The 17,226-nt window shown below is 51.5% G+C and carries 12 protein-coding genes and 1 pseudogene; all 13 read right to left on the minus strand.

Annotated features, from left to right (window positions below; genetic code table 11):
* Positions 1–50: 50 nt before the first annotated feature.
* On the minus strand, positions 51–272 hold the full coding sequence (locus AACY82_RS08425; RefSeq protein ID WP_339616356.1) for an SMI1/KNR4 family protein: 222 nt from the start codon (positions 270–272) through the stop codon (positions 51–53).
* A gap of 208 nt (positions 273–480) precedes the next feature.
* Positions 481–1,621 (minus strand): annotated as a pseudogene (locus tag AACY82_RS08430) (IS30 family transposase).
* A gap of 181 nt (positions 1,622–1,802) precedes the next feature.
* Positions 1,803–2,468: a hypothetical protein gene (locus tag AACY82_RS08435; protein WP_339616357.1), complete on the minus strand. Its 666-nt coding sequence runs from the start codon at positions 2,466–2,468 to the stop codon at positions 1,803–1,805.
* Positions 2,465–4,207 carry a hypothetical protein gene (locus AACY82_RS08440; RefSeq protein WP_339616358.1) on the minus strand — a complete coding sequence of 581 codons (1,743 nt, stop codon included), beginning with the start codon at positions 4,205–4,207 and terminating at the stop codon, positions 2,465–2,467. Before AACY82_RS08440 ends, AACY82_RS08435 begins: the two co-directional genes overlap by 4 nt.
* An 89-nt stretch (positions 4,208–4,296) precedes the next feature.
* Positions 4,297–5,112 carry an ankyrin repeat domain-containing protein gene (locus tag AACY82_RS08445; protein ID WP_339616359.1) on the minus strand — a complete coding sequence of 272 codons (816 nt, stop codon included), beginning with the start codon at positions 5,110–5,112 and terminating at the stop codon, positions 4,297–4,299.
* Positions 5,109–6,425: a PAAR-like domain-containing protein gene (locus AACY82_RS08450; protein ID WP_339616360.1), complete on the minus strand. Its 1,317-nt coding sequence runs from the start codon at positions 6,423–6,425 to the stop codon at positions 5,109–5,111. The genes AACY82_RS08445 and AACY82_RS08450 overlap by 4 nt, the downstream gene beginning before the upstream one ends.
* Positions 6,422–7,768, minus strand: a complete 1,347-nt coding sequence (locus AACY82_RS08455; protein WP_339616361.1) for a DUF2169 domain-containing protein — start codon at positions 7,766–7,768, stop codon at positions 6,422–6,424. Before AACY82_RS08455 ends, AACY82_RS08450 begins: the two co-directional genes overlap by 4 nt.
* 15 nt (positions 7,769–7,783) lie before the next feature.
* Complete coding sequence (gene tssI / locus AACY82_RS08460; protein ID WP_339616362.1) at positions 7,784–10,039, minus strand: type VI secretion system tip protein TssI/VgrG; 2,256 nt, start codon at positions 10,037–10,039, stop codon at positions 7,784–7,786.
* 11 nt (positions 10,040–10,050) lie between these two features.
* Positions 10,051–12,882 (minus strand): type VI secretion system ATPase TssH, encoded by a 2,832-nt coding sequence (gene tssH, locus AACY82_RS08465; RefSeq protein WP_339616363.1) that lies wholly within the window; start codon positions 12,880–12,882, stop codon positions 10,051–10,053.
* Positions 12,883–12,915: 33 nt separating this feature from the next.
* Complete coding sequence (locus tag AACY82_RS08470; RefSeq protein WP_339616364.1) at positions 12,916–13,740, minus strand: hypothetical protein; 825 nt, start codon at positions 13,738–13,740, stop codon at positions 12,916–12,918.
* A gap of 28 nt (positions 13,741–13,768) precedes the next feature.
* Positions 13,769–14,836, minus strand: a complete 1,068-nt coding sequence (tssG, locus tag AACY82_RS08475; protein WP_339616365.1) for a type VI secretion system baseplate subunit TssG — start codon at positions 14,834–14,836, stop codon at positions 13,769–13,771.
* Positions 14,833–16,707, minus strand: a complete 1,875-nt coding sequence (tssF, locus tag AACY82_RS08480; RefSeq protein ID WP_339616366.1) for a type VI secretion system baseplate subunit TssF — start codon at positions 16,705–16,707, stop codon at positions 14,833–14,835. The genes tssG and tssF overlap by 4 nt, the downstream gene beginning before the upstream one ends.
* The gene (tssE, locus tag AACY82_RS08485) at positions 16,704–17,225 is read right to left on the minus strand and encodes a type VI secretion system baseplate subunit TssE (RefSeq protein ID WP_339616367.1); all 522 of its coding nucleotides are present in this window, start codon (positions 17,223–17,225) and stop codon (positions 16,704–16,706) included. The genes tssF and tssE overlap by 4 nt, the downstream gene beginning before the upstream one ends.
* Between the last annotated feature and the right edge of the window lies 1 nt (position 17,226).

Below are 17,226 nucleotides of genomic sequence, written 5' to 3' on the forward strand. Positions count from 1 at the left end.
CTATTTTAATGGAATTTTCTACTAATAACCGCTGTGGATTATTGGGGGGATTACATATGGTCAACGCCAAAAAATGTATCAATTAGTGTTTCATTGGTGTGCCCACCTCTCTCTTTATATGAAAGCAATCCTTTGTCAGGCCGTTTTCCACCATTTAACTCTAATAGAAAAAATCGATAATCACTAGGGAGTTTAAAATTAAGATATTTTTCGGCCTCTGCAATTGCTGATTCGCTGGTCGGCTGAAACTTGATTTCAAAGCTTATGTTCATTGGTTTGTTCCTGAGTGTCTGGCAGCCGAGGCTCCTCCCGAATGCGGGAATGCGTTATGGACGTCATCTCTAATTAGTAGCATGTTTTTTTGTTTTCGTGATGATGCCATATGTAACCGTCAGGATGGTCATAAGCTTTATGGCCAAAGTCCGCTTCATAATTTGCAAGTGTAATCCCCCAATTTTAAACCGCCTTGGATTCAACCGGTCACTGTAACAGTTGGTTAAGCATATCAGTCGGTGTTTGGAAGTCGAGCGTTTTCCTTGGCCTTGTGTTCAGTTTGTGCGCCACCTTGTTTAGATCCTTCTGAGAAAATCCAGAGAGGCTGCTGCGCTTAGGGAAATACTGCCGAAGTAGACCATTCGTGCTTTCATTGGTGCCGCGTTACCAAGGACTCTGCGGGTCGCAAAAATAAACGTCGATGTTGGTAGCGATGGATAAATTTTCGTGAGATGCCATCTCGGTTTCTCGGTCCCAAGTTAAGCTTTGCTGTAACAAGGCCGGCAGTTTTTTCATCTGTCTAGAAAGCGCTAACACTACGTCGCTGGTTTTCTTGGTTTTTACTTTAATCAAGACCGTGTGCCGAGTCTTCCGCTCGACTAGTGTTGCGATTTGACTGTTGTTTGACCCCAGTATCAAGTCACCTTCCCAGTGTCCTAGAACAGTACGGTCTTCAGTTTCTGAAGGGCGCTCACTCATAGATACACCATCAACGATATGGCCGCGACCTGCTGGAGAATGCGGCTTCGCGTGCCTAAACTTTCGTTTGGTGCGTAAATGTGTACGTAATTCCTTGCGAAATATACCCCGAGTCTGAATAAAGAGGCTTTTATAGATTGTTTCGTGCGATACACGCAAGCTCTTGTCATCAGGATAAGTTCGCTCTAGCCATCCGGATATTTGTTCAGGCGACCAATCCAGCAACAGCTTACCTCGAGCTATGCGATACAGTCGCCGATGTTGTGTGAGCAGGCATACTTTGCGTCGTCTAGAGTGTTTCTTTGCATTTGATTGAGCTTCTGTAGCCCGATATCGACTGACACCACCATTGCTGCTCAATTCGCGACTTATCGTCGAGGGGGTTCGGGAAAGTTGTTCAGCAATTGCTCTCAAGCTAAGGCCAGCGGCTTACGCCTCTGGATATTTCCTCTCGCTCTTCTAGCCTGAGAGCCGAAGATCGCTGCCTTTTGGGTCGAGGCTTAATTCCCCCATGATAACGCAAATACGAAAATACCGTCGCGGGAGACTTACACACTGAGCGTGCAATCACGCTCATGGGCTGGTCCTTTTGCTATTGATCCCAGATAGCAGCCTTTTTCACCTCGTTCATCCTATCAAACTCCTGCATTTACCACCTCTTTACTCATTGTAGTATGGGGTGTTGCAATGACCGGTAGAATTCAAGGCTGTGGATTATTGGGGGGATTACAAGAAGGCGTAATTTCCCTTGTTTGAATGCCTGTAATTTTTTAATCTAGCGGGCTTTTAAAGTGTTTAAAGAACAAGATTTCTATTCGTCAGAAGCATCACTAGACAATTAGAACAGGTTCTTTAAGGCTCTCTAGCCTTTTCAAGGCTGCTAGATTTTCTTTTTTCTCTAAGCTTCTTAATCCACGGTATATTTTTAAATAATTTTTATCATTCATTTTAAATTTTAAGCCGTACATTGCCATAAGTGTTGAGGTGGATGTAGCCGCAGGCAGTGTTGATTTTTCATCTATCGTCGTTTCTTTTAGGTAGTTAATGGCTTCAGTTGTTGTTGGTGAGGAAGGTATGAGCTGATACTTCAAGCTACGAACTTCTTCGTTGGAGCTTCTTACATCTAGAGAAACCAAATCGTTTATGTTTTCTTTTGTGGGGTTATAGTTACATACGTAACCGCTCATGAATACTCTTCCGTGCATGATTATGTCATTATCACGTTGCTCTGGATATCTCTTGGGTTCTTTTTTTAGTTCCTCTTTAAAAAGATTAATAGCTTTTTCTGAGTCGCACAAGTAAAGGCCTCGAAGATTTTCTAAATGATGCGTAAAATTTGGATTGCTTTTGAGGTAATTGAATGCTTTATTTTTTTCTTCGCTCGTCATGGAAGAAAAGTAACTTGAATCTAGCCCCTGAAGTCGCTCTAGTTGCGTTAAGGTAAAAAAATCCAGAAAGTGTTGATAGGCTGGGCTGATATTTAAATCATCTTTCATCGAGGGATCCCTTCTAGGTCAAGTAAGTCGTTTACGTAGTTTTCTGATAATGGTATGGCTTGGTTTTTCCCGTTAAGAACATGCATGTTAACATTAGTTATCCTTCCGGTTGAGTATGAATCTCGAATAATAGGTTTTTCAATGTTGTGCCATACGGTGCCTTGGTCCCATAATTTTTTAGATGTTTGAATAACATGGATTTCACCTGTTGCCGAATTGGCAAATTTTCTTGATACACCATTCCATAATTCACCACTACCGGCTGCTTGACCTACTTCACTTTCCCAAGGTATGTTTTTTATATCGCTCCAACCGTCAATAACCCTGCCGCCAGGGGTGCCTTCGAGTGTGCTGCCGCCAATACTCTCTGCAAACTGTTGTGCAGAGGTTTGGCTGCCAGACCACAGGGTCGCACCATCCTTCGGTGTGCTGACGTCAAGCCTTTCAATAAATCCATCCCATGTGTCCCCGGGCTTTTGAGGTATGTGTGGTTTAAGGATTTCTCTTGCTTCAGCCAATTTTTTATCAGCTAATTTATAATCTCCATTTGTTCTGGCAACATTGGCCTCATTGGATAGCTTTGTGATTTCTTTTCTATCTTGCGCTGCGGTACGGATGACTTTTTGTTTCTTTTTAACCTTGCCGCCGTTTCCCGCTGGTCCTGTGGGTTCTTTGGCTTTACTGGCAGCGCTCGCGTCAGGTGTTTTTTTTGCCGTACTGGCATTGCTGGCGGTATCGGCTATTTTGGGGTCAGCTGTTTTATCCGCTTTGAGTACATCGCTGCTCGTGTCGGCTATTTTAGCGGTGTCAGCAGCAGTGTCTAGCGCTTTTCTCCCTCGCGCCCCTTTGGCAACGCTGGCTGGAGCTTTTACTATCGTACCGACGGGAACCAATATGGAGGCGATGCTACCACCTGTTTGAGCGTCATTGTCGAGCTCAAAAATATCCCCGACGATCCCCGATTCTAGAATGCTGGCCGATTGACTCGCGAGGCTATTCGCACGCGCTAGATTGCCATCTTCATAGTTAAATAGTGCCATTTTATCGAGAAGATAGCTGTATGCGATTTTGCCGTTCTGGGCTTTAGAGGCAGTTACCGCTAAATTCCATAGATCCGAGGGGAGGTTGCCGACTCCTTTTAATACGCCTTTACCGAATTCTCCGGGGTTATCCCACGAGGCTTCTGCGATACGTTGCGTGCTGTTCCATGCCGATGCGGCTCCTTCTTTTGTTCGCTGCCAATAGCTGCGTTCATCTTCGGACTCATCGATCAACGTCTGTAAGTGTTCGTTGGGCTGGCTGTTGTCGGTCTCAGGTGTCTGCTCCTCGGGTGGTGGTTCAGGCGGGTTAGCGTACTCTGCCCTTACATTACTAACTGATGGCATAAAGGTGAGCTGCCCCAGAGTGTTACCTGTGGCTTCAGGCACGATGGGCGCGAGTTTTAGAGATTGTAGGTGGGGCTTCTGCCTAAATTCATCATACTCCTCGTGGCTCATCTTTACGTTGACTAAACTTCCAGCATCGCCTGAGCCATTTTGCGGATAATTATCTTGTCGTATATTTTTAAAACCGTTTTCCCGTGCGGCTTCATTCATATTGAAGCCTTCTTGGGGCTGCCAAGCCAGCGTTACGCCATCAGGGCGGTTAATAATGTTAAGCCCTTGATGCTGAATGAGCTCGCTGGTCAGTGTATTGATCAGCAGAGGGGACTGTTCTGCTGGTGACTGGTTCTTGCTCATGAATCCGTTGTCCTTGCGAGCCCAGTAAGGGCATTCCTGATTCCGTCATTAAGATGCTGTTTGTGTCGAGTTTAAGTCGGGTACTTTTATTAATCGTAGCGACCTTCTTTCTCCCATTGTGCGCGCACTTCGGCGGGAGAGGGTGGGGGGAATTGCACACCTTGGGACTCTAGGTAGGCTTTGATTTTCATGGCCGAATCGTAATTCGTTGATCCAGGAGAAATAATTCCCTTGTTTAGCATATTGTGAATATCCCAAGCAATATTGGCTCCCGCAGTGTTGTGTTGTTTGTAATCTCCGCCTCGCTCAATGAGAAAATACACAAGTTCGTAGTTGTTTAGGTTTGAGGCATAAAGCAAAGCATTGTCGTCAGACCGATTTAATTGGTTTATGTCAGCCCCGTTTTCTAGCAGTATATCTATTTGAGACTTGCTCCCACCACCTACTGCTCTAAACAGAGGCGGTCGGCCCGTGCTGTCTACAATATTAGGATCGGCACCGTATTCTAATAATAATGTAACCCATACGTCGTACTTGGTTTCTCCTCCAATAACTTTATTTAATGGTGTATTACCGTATTGTTTTTCGGGAAGGTTGGGGTCTGCTCCTAGCTCCAAAACTAGCTCGGTACCTGATATGTCATTGGTAGCGATAAACCAAAATAGAGGTGTAATTCCATATTTGCCGTATATGTCGAGGGGGAGACCTTGGTCGATAAGCGCTTGAGCCTGCTCTTTTTTGCCTTTTTCAATGAGATTAATGAGCTGAACGTATTCCGGAGTGAAGTAATCAGACGGCTTCATGGTGAATCCTTGTGTTGAGCAGGCGCTTAAAGCAAAAATAAGAAAAAAAGTTATGCAAAACCGATAGATAGAAGTTGTCGATGTTTTTTTGGATGGGGTCATTCGGGTGATGCTCCTTGAAGGGTGGCAATATCCGTTTCTTTTTGAGCTTCAATGCCATCGATTACTTGATCCATTCCATGGCGGCTGAGGGGGCTGCCGCCTTCGACGCTGTCTAATTTTTGAATGTCGCCGAGAGCTCCGGGGATTTTCAATAGTTGATCGGCTGCGATGGTGGCGGCTGCGGCACCAAGCGCGCCACCTTCCTTTGCCCCAAACTCGGCCGCTAAACCGCTAATCACCGGGTTGGTATAGGTTTGCACGCCAGTTAACACCTCTCCTAAAACATGTTGGCTAGTGATTAATGAGCTGATCTGTCCTTCGCTGAGATCGCTTTTTTCTTCTATGGTATTTGGGTGTAGACCCGCGGAATTAAAGGTATAACCTTCGGTGCCGGTTACTGCGACTCCGGCGCTTGCCAAGCCTCCACCTAAAGAATGTCCCACTATACTGAAAGAATCACCTAGTGCTTGTTCGGTTTTTTTTGCGAGCTCCATTGCATCGTTGTACTGTGCAGTCTCAAAGCCTGCACTTTGTCCTAAGTTAGTTCCCCAGTCTAAAAGCCCTGTAACGCTATTATTGGTGCCGCGGTAGGTCAGCATTGTTTCGCCATTAATCTCAGATTTAAACAGCGCCGAGCCGAAGCCTGACTCTTCACTCATAAACGTTGCATCTTCAAGCCCAGGTATTTTACTCGGGTCTTGCAGCTCTAAACCCACCGGTGGCTCAGGTAATGCTTTGGTGTGTCCGCGATCAAACTCATCCACCTTGTACACATACTCGGCGGCTTCAGCGCGAAGGATATTGTCGTTGTTGAGATTGAGTCGCTCGCTCGCCGCAATGATATTCGGGTCGGTACTGCCGGCGTTTTTTTCGATTAAGTCCTCTCGCTCTTGATAGCGTGCTTTGCGCGCCTCTACTGGTGACGGTTTTGGTTGTGAGGGCGCGTTACCCGTAGCCTCACCATTCATCCAAAACAAATCCCCGTGGCGTAGGATGCGCTGTTTGTCCGCGTTAACAGTGGAGCTGTGTTGCCCAGATTTAAACGATGCGGTGCCGCCCACGGTGTCAGAGACTAACCCTTTTTTAACCCCTGGCTCTGCCCCTGTGGTTGTGGGTAGATAGCTGGCTAAGGTAATAAAAGGCATGCCGTTGGCGCGCACATGGGGCACCTCTTGTGCGGCATCACCGCATTTGGCAATGATGGGATACGGTACCGGCACATCGGTGCCGCCAATAGGCGTTTTGCACACATCCGGTAACATGCTGATAACCAGCCACTGGCCGTCTTTGCGGGCGGTGAGGTTGTTGGTCATGTTGTGGCTTCCTTGCGGGTTGTTTGTATCGCGGAGGTTTCTTGCCTGTGTAAATGCGGCCGCCACTTTAACAAAGGTGCGCTTGGGTCGACTTCGAAGCGCGTCTCAAGGCTGGCGATTAATGGGTTTTTGGGGATCCGGCAGCGCCAGACGACACTCAGGGTTTGTTGATCTGTGTCGAGCACTAAGGTGTCGATGACGGCGGGCAGCGGCAGTGGTGTACCGTTGTTGAGACGCGCCATCACAAAGGCACGGTGCCCGGGCAGCTGCATGGCCACATAACCGCTTGGTGCAACGGCTGAGTCAAACAGGTGCCACGCCTCTAATGAGCAATCTGGGCTGGGCCACGGTGCCTGCTGGTCGAGCGGGGCGCAGTTCCAGTAGCGCTCGTCAAAGTCTTTAGGCGGCAGTGGCCAGCGCGTTTTTTGCCACAGTTCGTCATAGGTGCCGCTAAGTGCTAAGCGCGGTGCCCAGCTTCGATTGACCACGCCCAGCCCCGCCGGTTGCAGAGGGTAGCCTGCCGCTACCTCAGCCATCTCCTTCGCATTGGTTACGTCTTTGGGGTGTTTGATTCGTGAAGGCTCTTGCAGTGATTGTTTCGGGTAAAAGATACTCGGCGCGGTTAACTCCTTAGGTAGGGCGGTATTGGCCTTACGCGCTAAACGAGTGTGGCGTTTGTCCATCCAGCCGCCCCCCAGCGGGTTGCTGTAACACACCTCGTTAAGCAGCCATTCGGGCTGTGTATCGTCCGTTTGATGCTTAGGGTTGGGGACTTGGCTTTTACCGCCAAAGGCATACTCCCAACGCAGGGGGACTTTAATGGCTTTTTTATCGCGCTTGAGCGTCCAGCCCAATACACCGTGATAAAATGCCCCCGGAGGTGACACCTCTAACACTTTCTCGATTACAGGCACGGCGGTGGTTGGGCTGCTTTGGGTGCGGCTTTGCAGGCGTATTTTTATAGGCCAGCGTTTGGCAGGTTTGCTTTGTGGGGCGTGGGCACTGCCCACTACCAACACATCGCAGCACGGCTTGAACGGCGCTAAGTCGGTTTCTTGTCGTAAGCTGTGTTCGTAAAAGGGTTTTTCAGAGTCACGTTTTAATGCTTGGGCATCATGAGAGTTGGAGTCACCCTCTCCGATGGTCATAGGCTCCCAATAGCTATCCTCTAATTGCAGTGGCTCGGCATCGGTATCGCGCACTGTTAACGAAGCCACACCGCTCGCTGGATCAATCGTTATATGGTAGCCAACGCGTATGACTACAGTATCGCAGGCTCGGTCGAGCGTATCGACCGAGCTAAAGCACAGTGCACTAAAGGGCGTTAAGTTGGTCAGTTGCATGATTCGTCTTCGCGCCTAGTTTAAATCAATATCACTGCCGGTGATCTGCATAGGACCGCTGGCCTCGAGTGTCACCTCATTGCCGACTAAGGTAATGTTGCCGTTGCTATTTAAAACGAGCGATGCTTTACCGACTTGCAAAGTGATGGAGTTTCCCGCCTCTAGCACCAGATCTTCACCGGTATTAATCGTGGTGTTCTTTTTGACTTTGGTGGTTTTACTTTGGCCTATTTGTTCTGTTTGATTCAGGCCAACAATGGTGTTCATCAACGCACCGACATTTAAGCTATAGGCGGCGCCAACGTTATCCATGCGCGCGAGAGCAACCGTTTGCATGCTGGTTTTGCCGATGCTCGCTTTGTGATGCCCACCGACATTCAAAGTGGCGTTTTTACCTACACTGAGGGTATCGCTTTTGCCGATGTCGGCGCTGCGGTCGACACCAATATTCACCGTCTCATTATTGGCCACATTTTTACTGCGGCTATCACCAATGGTAATGCTCTCGTTTTTACCCACCTCCTCGGTGCGGTTGTCGCCGATGCTGATGGTTTCGTTTTTATCGACGCGCTCTTGGCGGTTTCTGTGCACAGTGATGGTCTCGTCGCCATCGACTTCTTCGGTGCGGGCTTTGTGCACGGTGATGGTTTCGTTGCCATCGACGGTTTCGGTGCGGTCGCGTTTGATGTGGGTGGTTTCATCGCGGTCGATGGTTTTGGTGCGATCGTTCCCTACCCAGTGGGTTTCGTCGTTGTTGACTTCGATGTCTTGGTTTTTTTGTGCGTGCAGCCAAATTTGCTCCTGGCCGATTTTGTCTTCAAAGCGAAAGGCGTTGGCTTGCTCCCAGGTGCCTTTGGGGGTCGAGCGGGTTAAAAAGCCCGATTGGGTGGCGTTGGCCGGCAGTGACCAGGGCGCGGGTTGCAGGTTGTTGTACACGCGGCTGGTAATCACGGGGCGGTCGGGGTCGCCGTTTAGGTAATCCACCAAGACCTCTTGGCCGATACGCGGTACGTGAATACCGCCAAAGCCCGCGCCGGCCCAGGGGTGCGAGACGCGAATCCAGCAGGAGCTGTTTTGGTCGCGGCCGCTGTAGCGATCCCAGTGAAAGTGGACTTTAACCCGGCCGTGCTCGTCGGTGTAAATCTCTTCGCCCGCGGGGCCGCTGACCACGGCGCTGTCGGGTCCGTGGGTAAGGGGTTTGCGGGTAAGGCGCGCTGGGCGGTAGGGCTCGCTGCTAGGGTGCGCCTCAAATTGTACTTGCATCACAAACGGTGCGGCGCCGGTATCGGCTTCGTAATCGTTGGCCTGAAAGTCGTAGTCGCAAGCGACCATTAAATACTCTTGGTTGTGGTGCGCCTGCGGGTGCTGCTCCAGGGTGAGTAAGCGGCCGGGCGCAATGCCGCGCGCCGAGGCCTTGCCGTAGCTGCGCTGGTGGGGGCTGCGCAGCTCTTCGACGCGCACTTTGGCGTAACCCTCGCCGTCATCCACGTGGGGGTAGCTGCCGGGGTAGTCAAACACATCGAGTTTGCCAAACGGATGGCTGGCGGGTTGTGCGCGCTGGGTGTCGAGCAAGGCGCTGGCTTGCTCAAAGTTGTAGTCACGCGCTTGATAACTGCCCGAGGTAACGCTGCCGGCGCCGTGCCAACGGTCGATAAAGTCTTTGTTGGGCTCGGTGGCGCCGGCCTCCTGAAACGGTAAGGCGGCGTAAGCGGGTGCGGGGCTGGCCAGACCGATGTCGTCGGTCATGACTAAGGTGTGGCCGCTGGCGCTGTGTTCAAAGTAAAACCAGATGCCCTCGTGCTCGAGCAGGCGCATCACAAAGTTAGCGTCGCTCTCGCGGTACTGCACGCAGTACTCCCAGTTGCGGTAGCGGCCGCACAGGTTAAAGCGGCATTCAAACGGGTAGGTGACCAGCACTTGCTTGACCATGTCGGGCACGCTTGAGTTTTGAAAAATGCGGTAGTCCTGGCGTTGGGTGGCGTACCACAACCAGGGGCGCAGGCGCGCACGGTAGAGGTACTGGCGGCCGTGTTTGCCCAGGCTTTGAAACTCGGTGCACTGACCGTTTAGATGGCGCGTACCGCCGTCGGCCAGAGCCACCTCCAGGGTGAGCGCCTGGCCTAATAAGTCGGCGGGGGTGATGTCGCCACTGGGGCTGGTTAACGTCAGATCAAACTGAAACAGTTGCGAGAGTGACTCGCGCCCTTGCAGTGCGCTAAAGCGCAGTTGCTCGGCGTCCAGCGGGCTGATGAGGTTGTATATGCGTTCCATGGGTTAATCCTTTATACCACGTCAAGGGCCGCCAACTGTTGGCGCGTGCCAGTGGGTAGGGCGGTGTGGGCGGCTGGCTCACTTTGTTGGGGCGAGAAGCTGTAGTAAAAATCGTCGTGCTCGGCGCTTAAATGAATGTGCGTTAAGGCGGCGCCCTGAGCCATGCGGGTCAGTAACTCGCGGCTAATAACTGGCAGTAAGTTGTGAGTCAGTATGGTGTCGATCATGCGACCGCCGGACTCGACCTCGGTGCAGCGCTGAATCACTAAATCGATAGCGGCTTGGTCGTAGCTAAATTCGATACCGTGTTGCTCGCCGGTGCGCTTGGCAATTCGGTCGAGTTGCAACCTAACGATTTGTGCCAGCGTTTGGTTGCTGAGCGGGTAGTAGGGAATGACCACCAGACGCCCTAAAAATGCTGGCGGAAACACTTCGAGTAATGGTTCGCGCATAGCGCGGGTTAGCGCATCGGGCTCGGGCATTAGCTCGGGGTCGCGGGTCAGGCTGGTTAGCCGCTCGGTGCCGGTGTTGGAAGTGAGCAATATGACGGTGTTGCGAAAATCAATCGCGCGGCCTTCGCCGTCTTCCATCCAGCCTTTATCAAATACCTGAAAAAACAACTCGTGAACGTCCGGGTGGGCTTTCTCGATTTCGTCGAGTAGCACTACCGAGTAGGGCTTGCGCCGCACGGCTTCGGTTAGGACGCCGCCCTCGCCATAACCGACGTAGCCGGGAGGCGCACCCTTTAAGGTGGAAACAGTGTGAGCTTCCTGAAATTCACTCATGTTAATGGTAATAAGGTTTTGCTCACCGCCGTATAGGGTTTCGGCCAGCGCCAGCGCGGTTTCGGTTTTGCCGACGCCGGAGGGGCCGACCAACATAAATACGCCGATGGGTTTGTTGGGGGCGTCAAGGTGAGCGCGTGCGGTTTGAATGCGACGGCTGATTTGTTCTAACGCGTGGCTTTGGCCGATAACTCGCTGATCGAGGTTGTCGGCTAGTTGCAACACGCTGGTGATTTCATCGCGCACCATGCGTCCTACGGGGATACCGGTCCAGTCGGCTACTACCGAGGCCACGGCGGTATCATCGACCGCAAGCAGCACTAATGGGTTCTCGCCTTGTAAATCGGTCAATTTTTGCATCGCTTGTTGATGGCGTTGTAGCAACTCCTCTAGCGTTGCTTGAGGCGCAGTTTGGGGTTGTGGCTCGTCGGCGCTGGGCGCGCTATTCGCATCTTCGTTCTGCTCGGTGGTTTGCGTGTTGTTTGAGTCGGATGCCGTTTTTTTCAAACGGTGCTGGTGGAGTTGTTGGCGCAGTTGCAATAGCTCATCGATCAACTGTTGTTCTTGTTGCCAGCGCTGGGTAAGCTCGGCCTCTTGGCTCAGCAGTTGTGTTAATTGCTCTTGACACTGTTGCTCTTGGGCTTGGTTTGGTAACCCTAGTGCTGCCTCGCGGGCGATGGTATCGGCTTGGATTTGCAAGCTGGTAATGGCGCGCTGGCAATCTTCGAGCTGGGCGGGGGTGGCATGTTGACTCACGGCAACACGGGCGCAGACGGTGTCGAGTAAACTGATGGCTTTATCTGGCAGTTGCCGTGCGGGAATGTAGCGGTGCGATAGTTTAACGGCAGCGGTGATCGCCTCGTCCAGCAGTAATACTTGGTGGTGTTTTTCTAAGTTGGCGCTGATGCCGCGCAACATGTTGATGGCTTTGGCCTCGTCGGGCTCACCCACTTGCACGATCTGGAAGCGACGGGTTAAGGCCGGATCTTTTTCGATGTATTTTTTGTACTCGCTCCAGGTGGTGGCACCAATGGTGCGCAATGTGCCACGGGCCAGGGCGGGTTTTAGCAGGTTGGCTGCGTCGCCGGTGCCAGCGGCGCCGCCAGCACCTACTAATGTATGAACCTCATCGATAAATAAAATAATGGGCTTGACGCTGGCTTGCACTTCATCGATTACCTGGCGCAAGCGCTGTTCAAATTCGCCTTTCATACTCGCGCCCGCTTGCAGCAAGCCGATGTCCAGCAAACGTAAGCTCACGCTTTTTAACGGTGGCGGTACATCGCCCTGAGCTAAGCGTAATGCAAGCCCTTCGACGACGGCGGTTTTGCCTACACCGGCCTCGCCGGTTAGCAGTGGGTTGTTTTGTCGGCGACGCATTAGGATATCGATAATCTGCCTGATTTCGTCATCGCGACCGGTTACCGGGTCGATTTCACCGTTGCGCGCTTGCTCGGTTAAATCAACCGTAAACTGTTGCAGCGCTTGCTGTTTGCCCAGAGCACCGGGTGCCATAGCGCCGCTGGTTTCGCCGGGGGCGCCCAGTTGTAGCTCGCTGGTGTCGTTGGCGCTCAGTTGATCTTCGGGCGAGTCGGCAATGATGCCAAGTAACTCGTCGGCCAGTGTGTCGACTGAAATGCTCGCTAAGGTGGGGGAGATTTGCCCGAGTTTGTGTTTAAGGTTGGCGGTTTTGAGCAGCCCAAGTAAAAGCGTGCCACTGCGAACCCGGTTGTGGTTATACATTAAAGTGGCGTATACCCAGGCGCGCTCGACGGCGTCTTCGACACTGGGTGATAAATCACTGATGACGTTGGCGCCGCGGGGAAGAGCTTCTAGTGCCTGTATTAGCTCGTTGGCAATGGCGCTGCTGTCGAGCTGGTAGTGTCGTACGATGCGGTGAAGGTCACTGTCATTAAGTTGCACAATTTGATGCAACCAGTGCGCTAATTCGACATAAGGGTTGCCCCGCAATTTACAGAATACGGTGGCCCCTTCGATAGCCTTGTAGGCCAGCGAGTTTAGTTTACCGAACAGGGCGGTGCGGCTGATTTCACTCATAATGATTCCTAAATTGTCAAAACGCGGTGTGGCTTAGCGCGATTTCTTTCCGTAGAGGTTTTGGTACTGCTCACGCGACAGGCGAGCGGCCGTAAAGTAATGGCCTTGGTCATCGAGCCTGTCGGCCACAGGTGTTTCCGCTGTGAGTGTTAATTCCCACTGGGGGGCGTTAGTATTTTTTTGCAACACATATGATAGAGGGGCATCGTTTTTAATCACGCGCTTGATGCCGTTACGGCCCAGCTCGTAGAGCAAAATTTCGTAGCGTGTGGCTTGACGCTCGAAGTTCCAGTCAGTAGGCACTAAGCGTGCGTAGTTAAGGTAATTGGAGCCGGGCAGGCGTCCGAGCACCTGTTCGCCTAACCCGGCATCGGCGAATAGCGGGTAGTAATTTACGATGCCACGGCCTCGGCCAACGTCTAGCACGTGTAAAAAGCGGTATTGCTTCCAGTTGGTGGTAGAGAAAATTCCCTCGCCCAGGCCCGAGAGGACTAAATAGTTGGTTTGCTCCATAGTGATATCGAGTAGGCGCATTGTGTCGGGGTCAAGGTGAGGCAAGCCGCCCCAGGGGGTGTCGCCAACAGGGTAGCGTTTTTTGCGGTATTCGATCGCGCCGGTATCACCCGACTCGCGCAGGTAAACCGGGGCGTTCTTATGCTGTGGCTCTTGCCGAAAGGTGTCGTCGACTACATGGGTATGCACTTGCTCGGTGAGCATGTGGGTGGCGTTGCGTTCCATTTGCCAGATGCCATCAAACGCTTGAGCCAAATACGGATCGGGCGTGCCGGCGTTTTGCGCGGCCAGTTGAGGGCCATATAGACTGAGTAATAAGCTGCAAAGATAAAACGTTTTTTTCATGGTGTAAGTCATCGTAAGTGTTAAAAGGTTAGTGAGTTTGTTGGCTTTGTACGGCTTGCTGTTGCGCTGTCGTCTGAGTCTCGGGACGCAAGATGGCGTCGCCTAAATGACCGAGCTCGACGTCGCGTTCGCCCAGCCAACTGTTCCAGCCTAAGTGATGTGTTTGCCCAAGTTGCATGCCAGCGGTTTGTTCGCGGTTGCAAAGTATCAGGCGTAAGTCCCAGCTCAACTCGATGCCGACGTAGTTGCGCACCCACTCGCGCAGTTGCACGTATTTTTGACACGCAGGTAAAAATTGCTCGTACTGATTGCTGCTCAGCGGCCCAAGATGAATGCGAAAGTGCTGTTGACGATCCATCACCTTCGTGCCGAGTACAGAGTCAAAGCCCAATTGTGCGCCCTGCACACCGCCTAAGCGGCTACGTTGATCGGCGGGTAGCTCTAACCAGTGGGCAACAAATTGCTCAATCTTTACGGGTACATTGAAATAGCTGTTGAGTATGCTGGTTAAGCCCTCAGCGCTACGGCTTTGTTGCACGAGATGACCACTGTGATACCAGCGACTGTGATTGGCGATGCTGTCGGGTGAGTGGTGTGGATCGATCCCGAGCCCGGTGAGGCTAGCTACATGGCGCGAGAAACTGTCGTTTGGGCGATCGAGGCTGGCGCAGGATTGGGCGTTGGCCCACGCGCGATAAAACAACATGATTAAGCGATTGTGAAATACGTCGACAAAATCGCTGAGAGTGCCGTCGCCCTGGTGTGTCATACGCTCGCGGGCATACTCGGTAAACACCAACGGCATAGGGCCATTGGGGCCAAACAAACCGAAGCTATAGATGCTTAGTTTACTTTTGCGCTTGCCCTTATAGTGGTATAGCTTGGCGACACTGGCGCTGGCGAAGGCGCAGCTGGGCTCTTGCCCCAGCTGCAGAGGCTCGTGCCGATAGCGCTGTGCGCGACCGAGTGGCGGGTAGTCGCTGATGCAAGATTCAACTTGACGCAATAAGTTGAATAGATCGTAGCCATACGGATTTTCGCCGACGTCTTGCAGCAGCTCGTGCAGAGCGTGTTGCGGCGTTAAGGCGGCATTCATAGTGTGGGCCTCCCACCAATACGAGCCGGCCAGTGGGCAATTTCACCGCGTTGAGCACTGAGCAAATGAAACTCAGTAAAAGAGTTGATGCCAACATGACGAGTAAAATAACGTTCGAGTACAGCACCCAATAAATAAGGGCTAGCGCCCGCGAATAAGGTTTCATCGACTTCTAGGTTGATAGCTACGCCGCGTCCAAACACTAGCGGTCCGTTACCGGGGAGGCGGCGAGTGATAGGCCGTAGTTCACTTTTCAATAAACTTTTACTGTGCCTGCCGGTGGCGCTGTCGCCGAGAGCTGTGTACAGGCTAAGTAGCTCGCGCAATGCTTTGGCACCCTGCTCAGGAGTGTCGTGCGCCAGGCTTTGGTACGACAGATTTAAGTGGCTGACAAAACGCCAATGCATTTCACCGGCATCGATGGCGGCTACCGGCCTTGTTGGCGCATGAATAATTTTTATACCGGCAACGGGAATTGATTCGACCGGCGTAAGATCTTGCTCGGTACCTGTGTTTAACAGTAAGGGTAAGTCGCGGTTGCTGCAGGTCATCTCCACGCCGAGCTGGCGCATGGTTTTGCTGTAGGGCGCGTCGTGCTGATTAACCAGTGATAAAAATACTTCTGAGCCTTGATAGGTCGAGCGTGGGCCCTTTCGTTGACTGGCCTCGGAGGCGAGCCGAGGTTCTCTGCGCATAGAAAAGTAAGCGCCGTGGTTGCCTTTATCGTCGGCGTTGGAGGCATAAAACGGCCGAAACTCCTCTTCGATAGTATTGTCCCGGTCGAAGCCCTCGGCGTGTTCGATGCTGTATACCTCATAGTCCATCGGTCGTTCGCGATCGGGTACGGCGTGAAACTCATTGCGGGTATCTGACAGTGGGATACGGTCGGAACGCATGTGAATTAAATTAATGGCCGGGGTGCAAAACAAGTCAAAATGACTCTTGTCGATCACCTTTTCAAATTCGCCAGCGTCTTGATCGAGCAAGACTGCGATTTCAAACTTTGTGCACTGCTCAAATTGGCTGAGCGCTTTTTTTATGCCGTGCAGTGCAAAAAAATGAAAACGGCTGGGCATGGCAAAATATTCGTGAAGTAAACGATACCCTTGAAAACTTTGGTTGGCGTAGGGTAGCAGGGCTTGATTTTGGTCAAAGCCATGAGGGGCTAGGGCCTCGGCTGATAACTTTTGCCAGGGCTGTGTATTGCCTTGGTCGAGCGGCCGAATAGCAACCCCCAGGTGATGTCCTACAATCAATTCGTACAAGCTGGATGCGATTTGGTAGTCGCCGCAAATATGCACGGGGATGCTGTCTGTGCACTTGGGGGTGTGCAGTAGCGGAACGTGCAAGGAAAACTCCATGCGTAAACTGGAGGCCGGTTTGGAGTTTGAGGTATGCCCCAGTAGTTTTAAATCAGTGGTCAGAGGTTGGAAGTGAGCGCTTTGCAGCTTTAATGGCAATAGTTCGACCGAGTGTGCTGTGCGAAACTCGCAAGGGGTTTTACCCAGAATCGGTTTTGAGCGAAGTCGTGTTCCGCGTGGCAAAGTGTAGCCATTACGCTGGTTGTTGGCCAAATCACCAGGTGTCATGCGAACAATACACATAGACGGTGTGGGCGCTAGATAATTGGGGTAGACGACTTCGACCAAACGCTGAATAAATCGTGGAAACTCGGCATCCATTTTTAGCTGGATACGTGCCGTTAAAAAACTAAAGCCTTCTAATAGGCGCTCGACATAAGGGTCGGCCACATCAATGCCGTTCATAGCTAGCCGCGATGCTACTTTGGGGTAATGCTCAGCAAAACTCGCACCTGCTTCGCGCAAGTAAGTTAACTCTTTGTTGTAGTATTCGAGCATCTTTTGGTTCATGAATAAACACCGTAAGCGTCGGACAATTGCACTTGACCATTTTCCAGATCGATATGGGTGCGCAATAAAAAGTCGAGCGGGTAGGGCTCAGACCATAATTGTCCTTTTATCTCGAGTGCCACCTGATTATTTGCGGCGTAGGTGTCATCCATAGGCATGACTTTTACGGCAAGGCTGTCTGGTAGTATGCGCGGCTCGTAGGCAAGAAGTGCTTTGGTAATAGCGCGCTTGATCATGGCTCGGTCGTCGTCAACTAACTGTTGCCCAGATAGCGCCAATACGCCAAAATTCAAGACAGACGCTTGGGCGCGTGGATGCTCGCTAAAGTCGATATGCGACTCGGCGTTAATGGTGTTTAGCAGCCAGGTTATATCTCTGAGTACGCTGGCGCGATAGGTGCCTTTGTCCATCATGCGCGTATTGACCGCTTCGGTTTTTTCTTGCGGTTTATGATCCGTTAATCGATCCAGCAAAGCGGGAATTAAACGGTTTTCACGCGGAGTGTCATTTACTTGCATA

It is taken from the genome of uncultured Gilvimarinus sp., from assembly GCF_963972205.1.
GTDB classification, from domain to species: domain Bacteria; phylum Pseudomonadota; class Gammaproteobacteria; order Pseudomonadales; family Cellvibrionaceae; genus Gilvimarinus; species Gilvimarinus japonicus.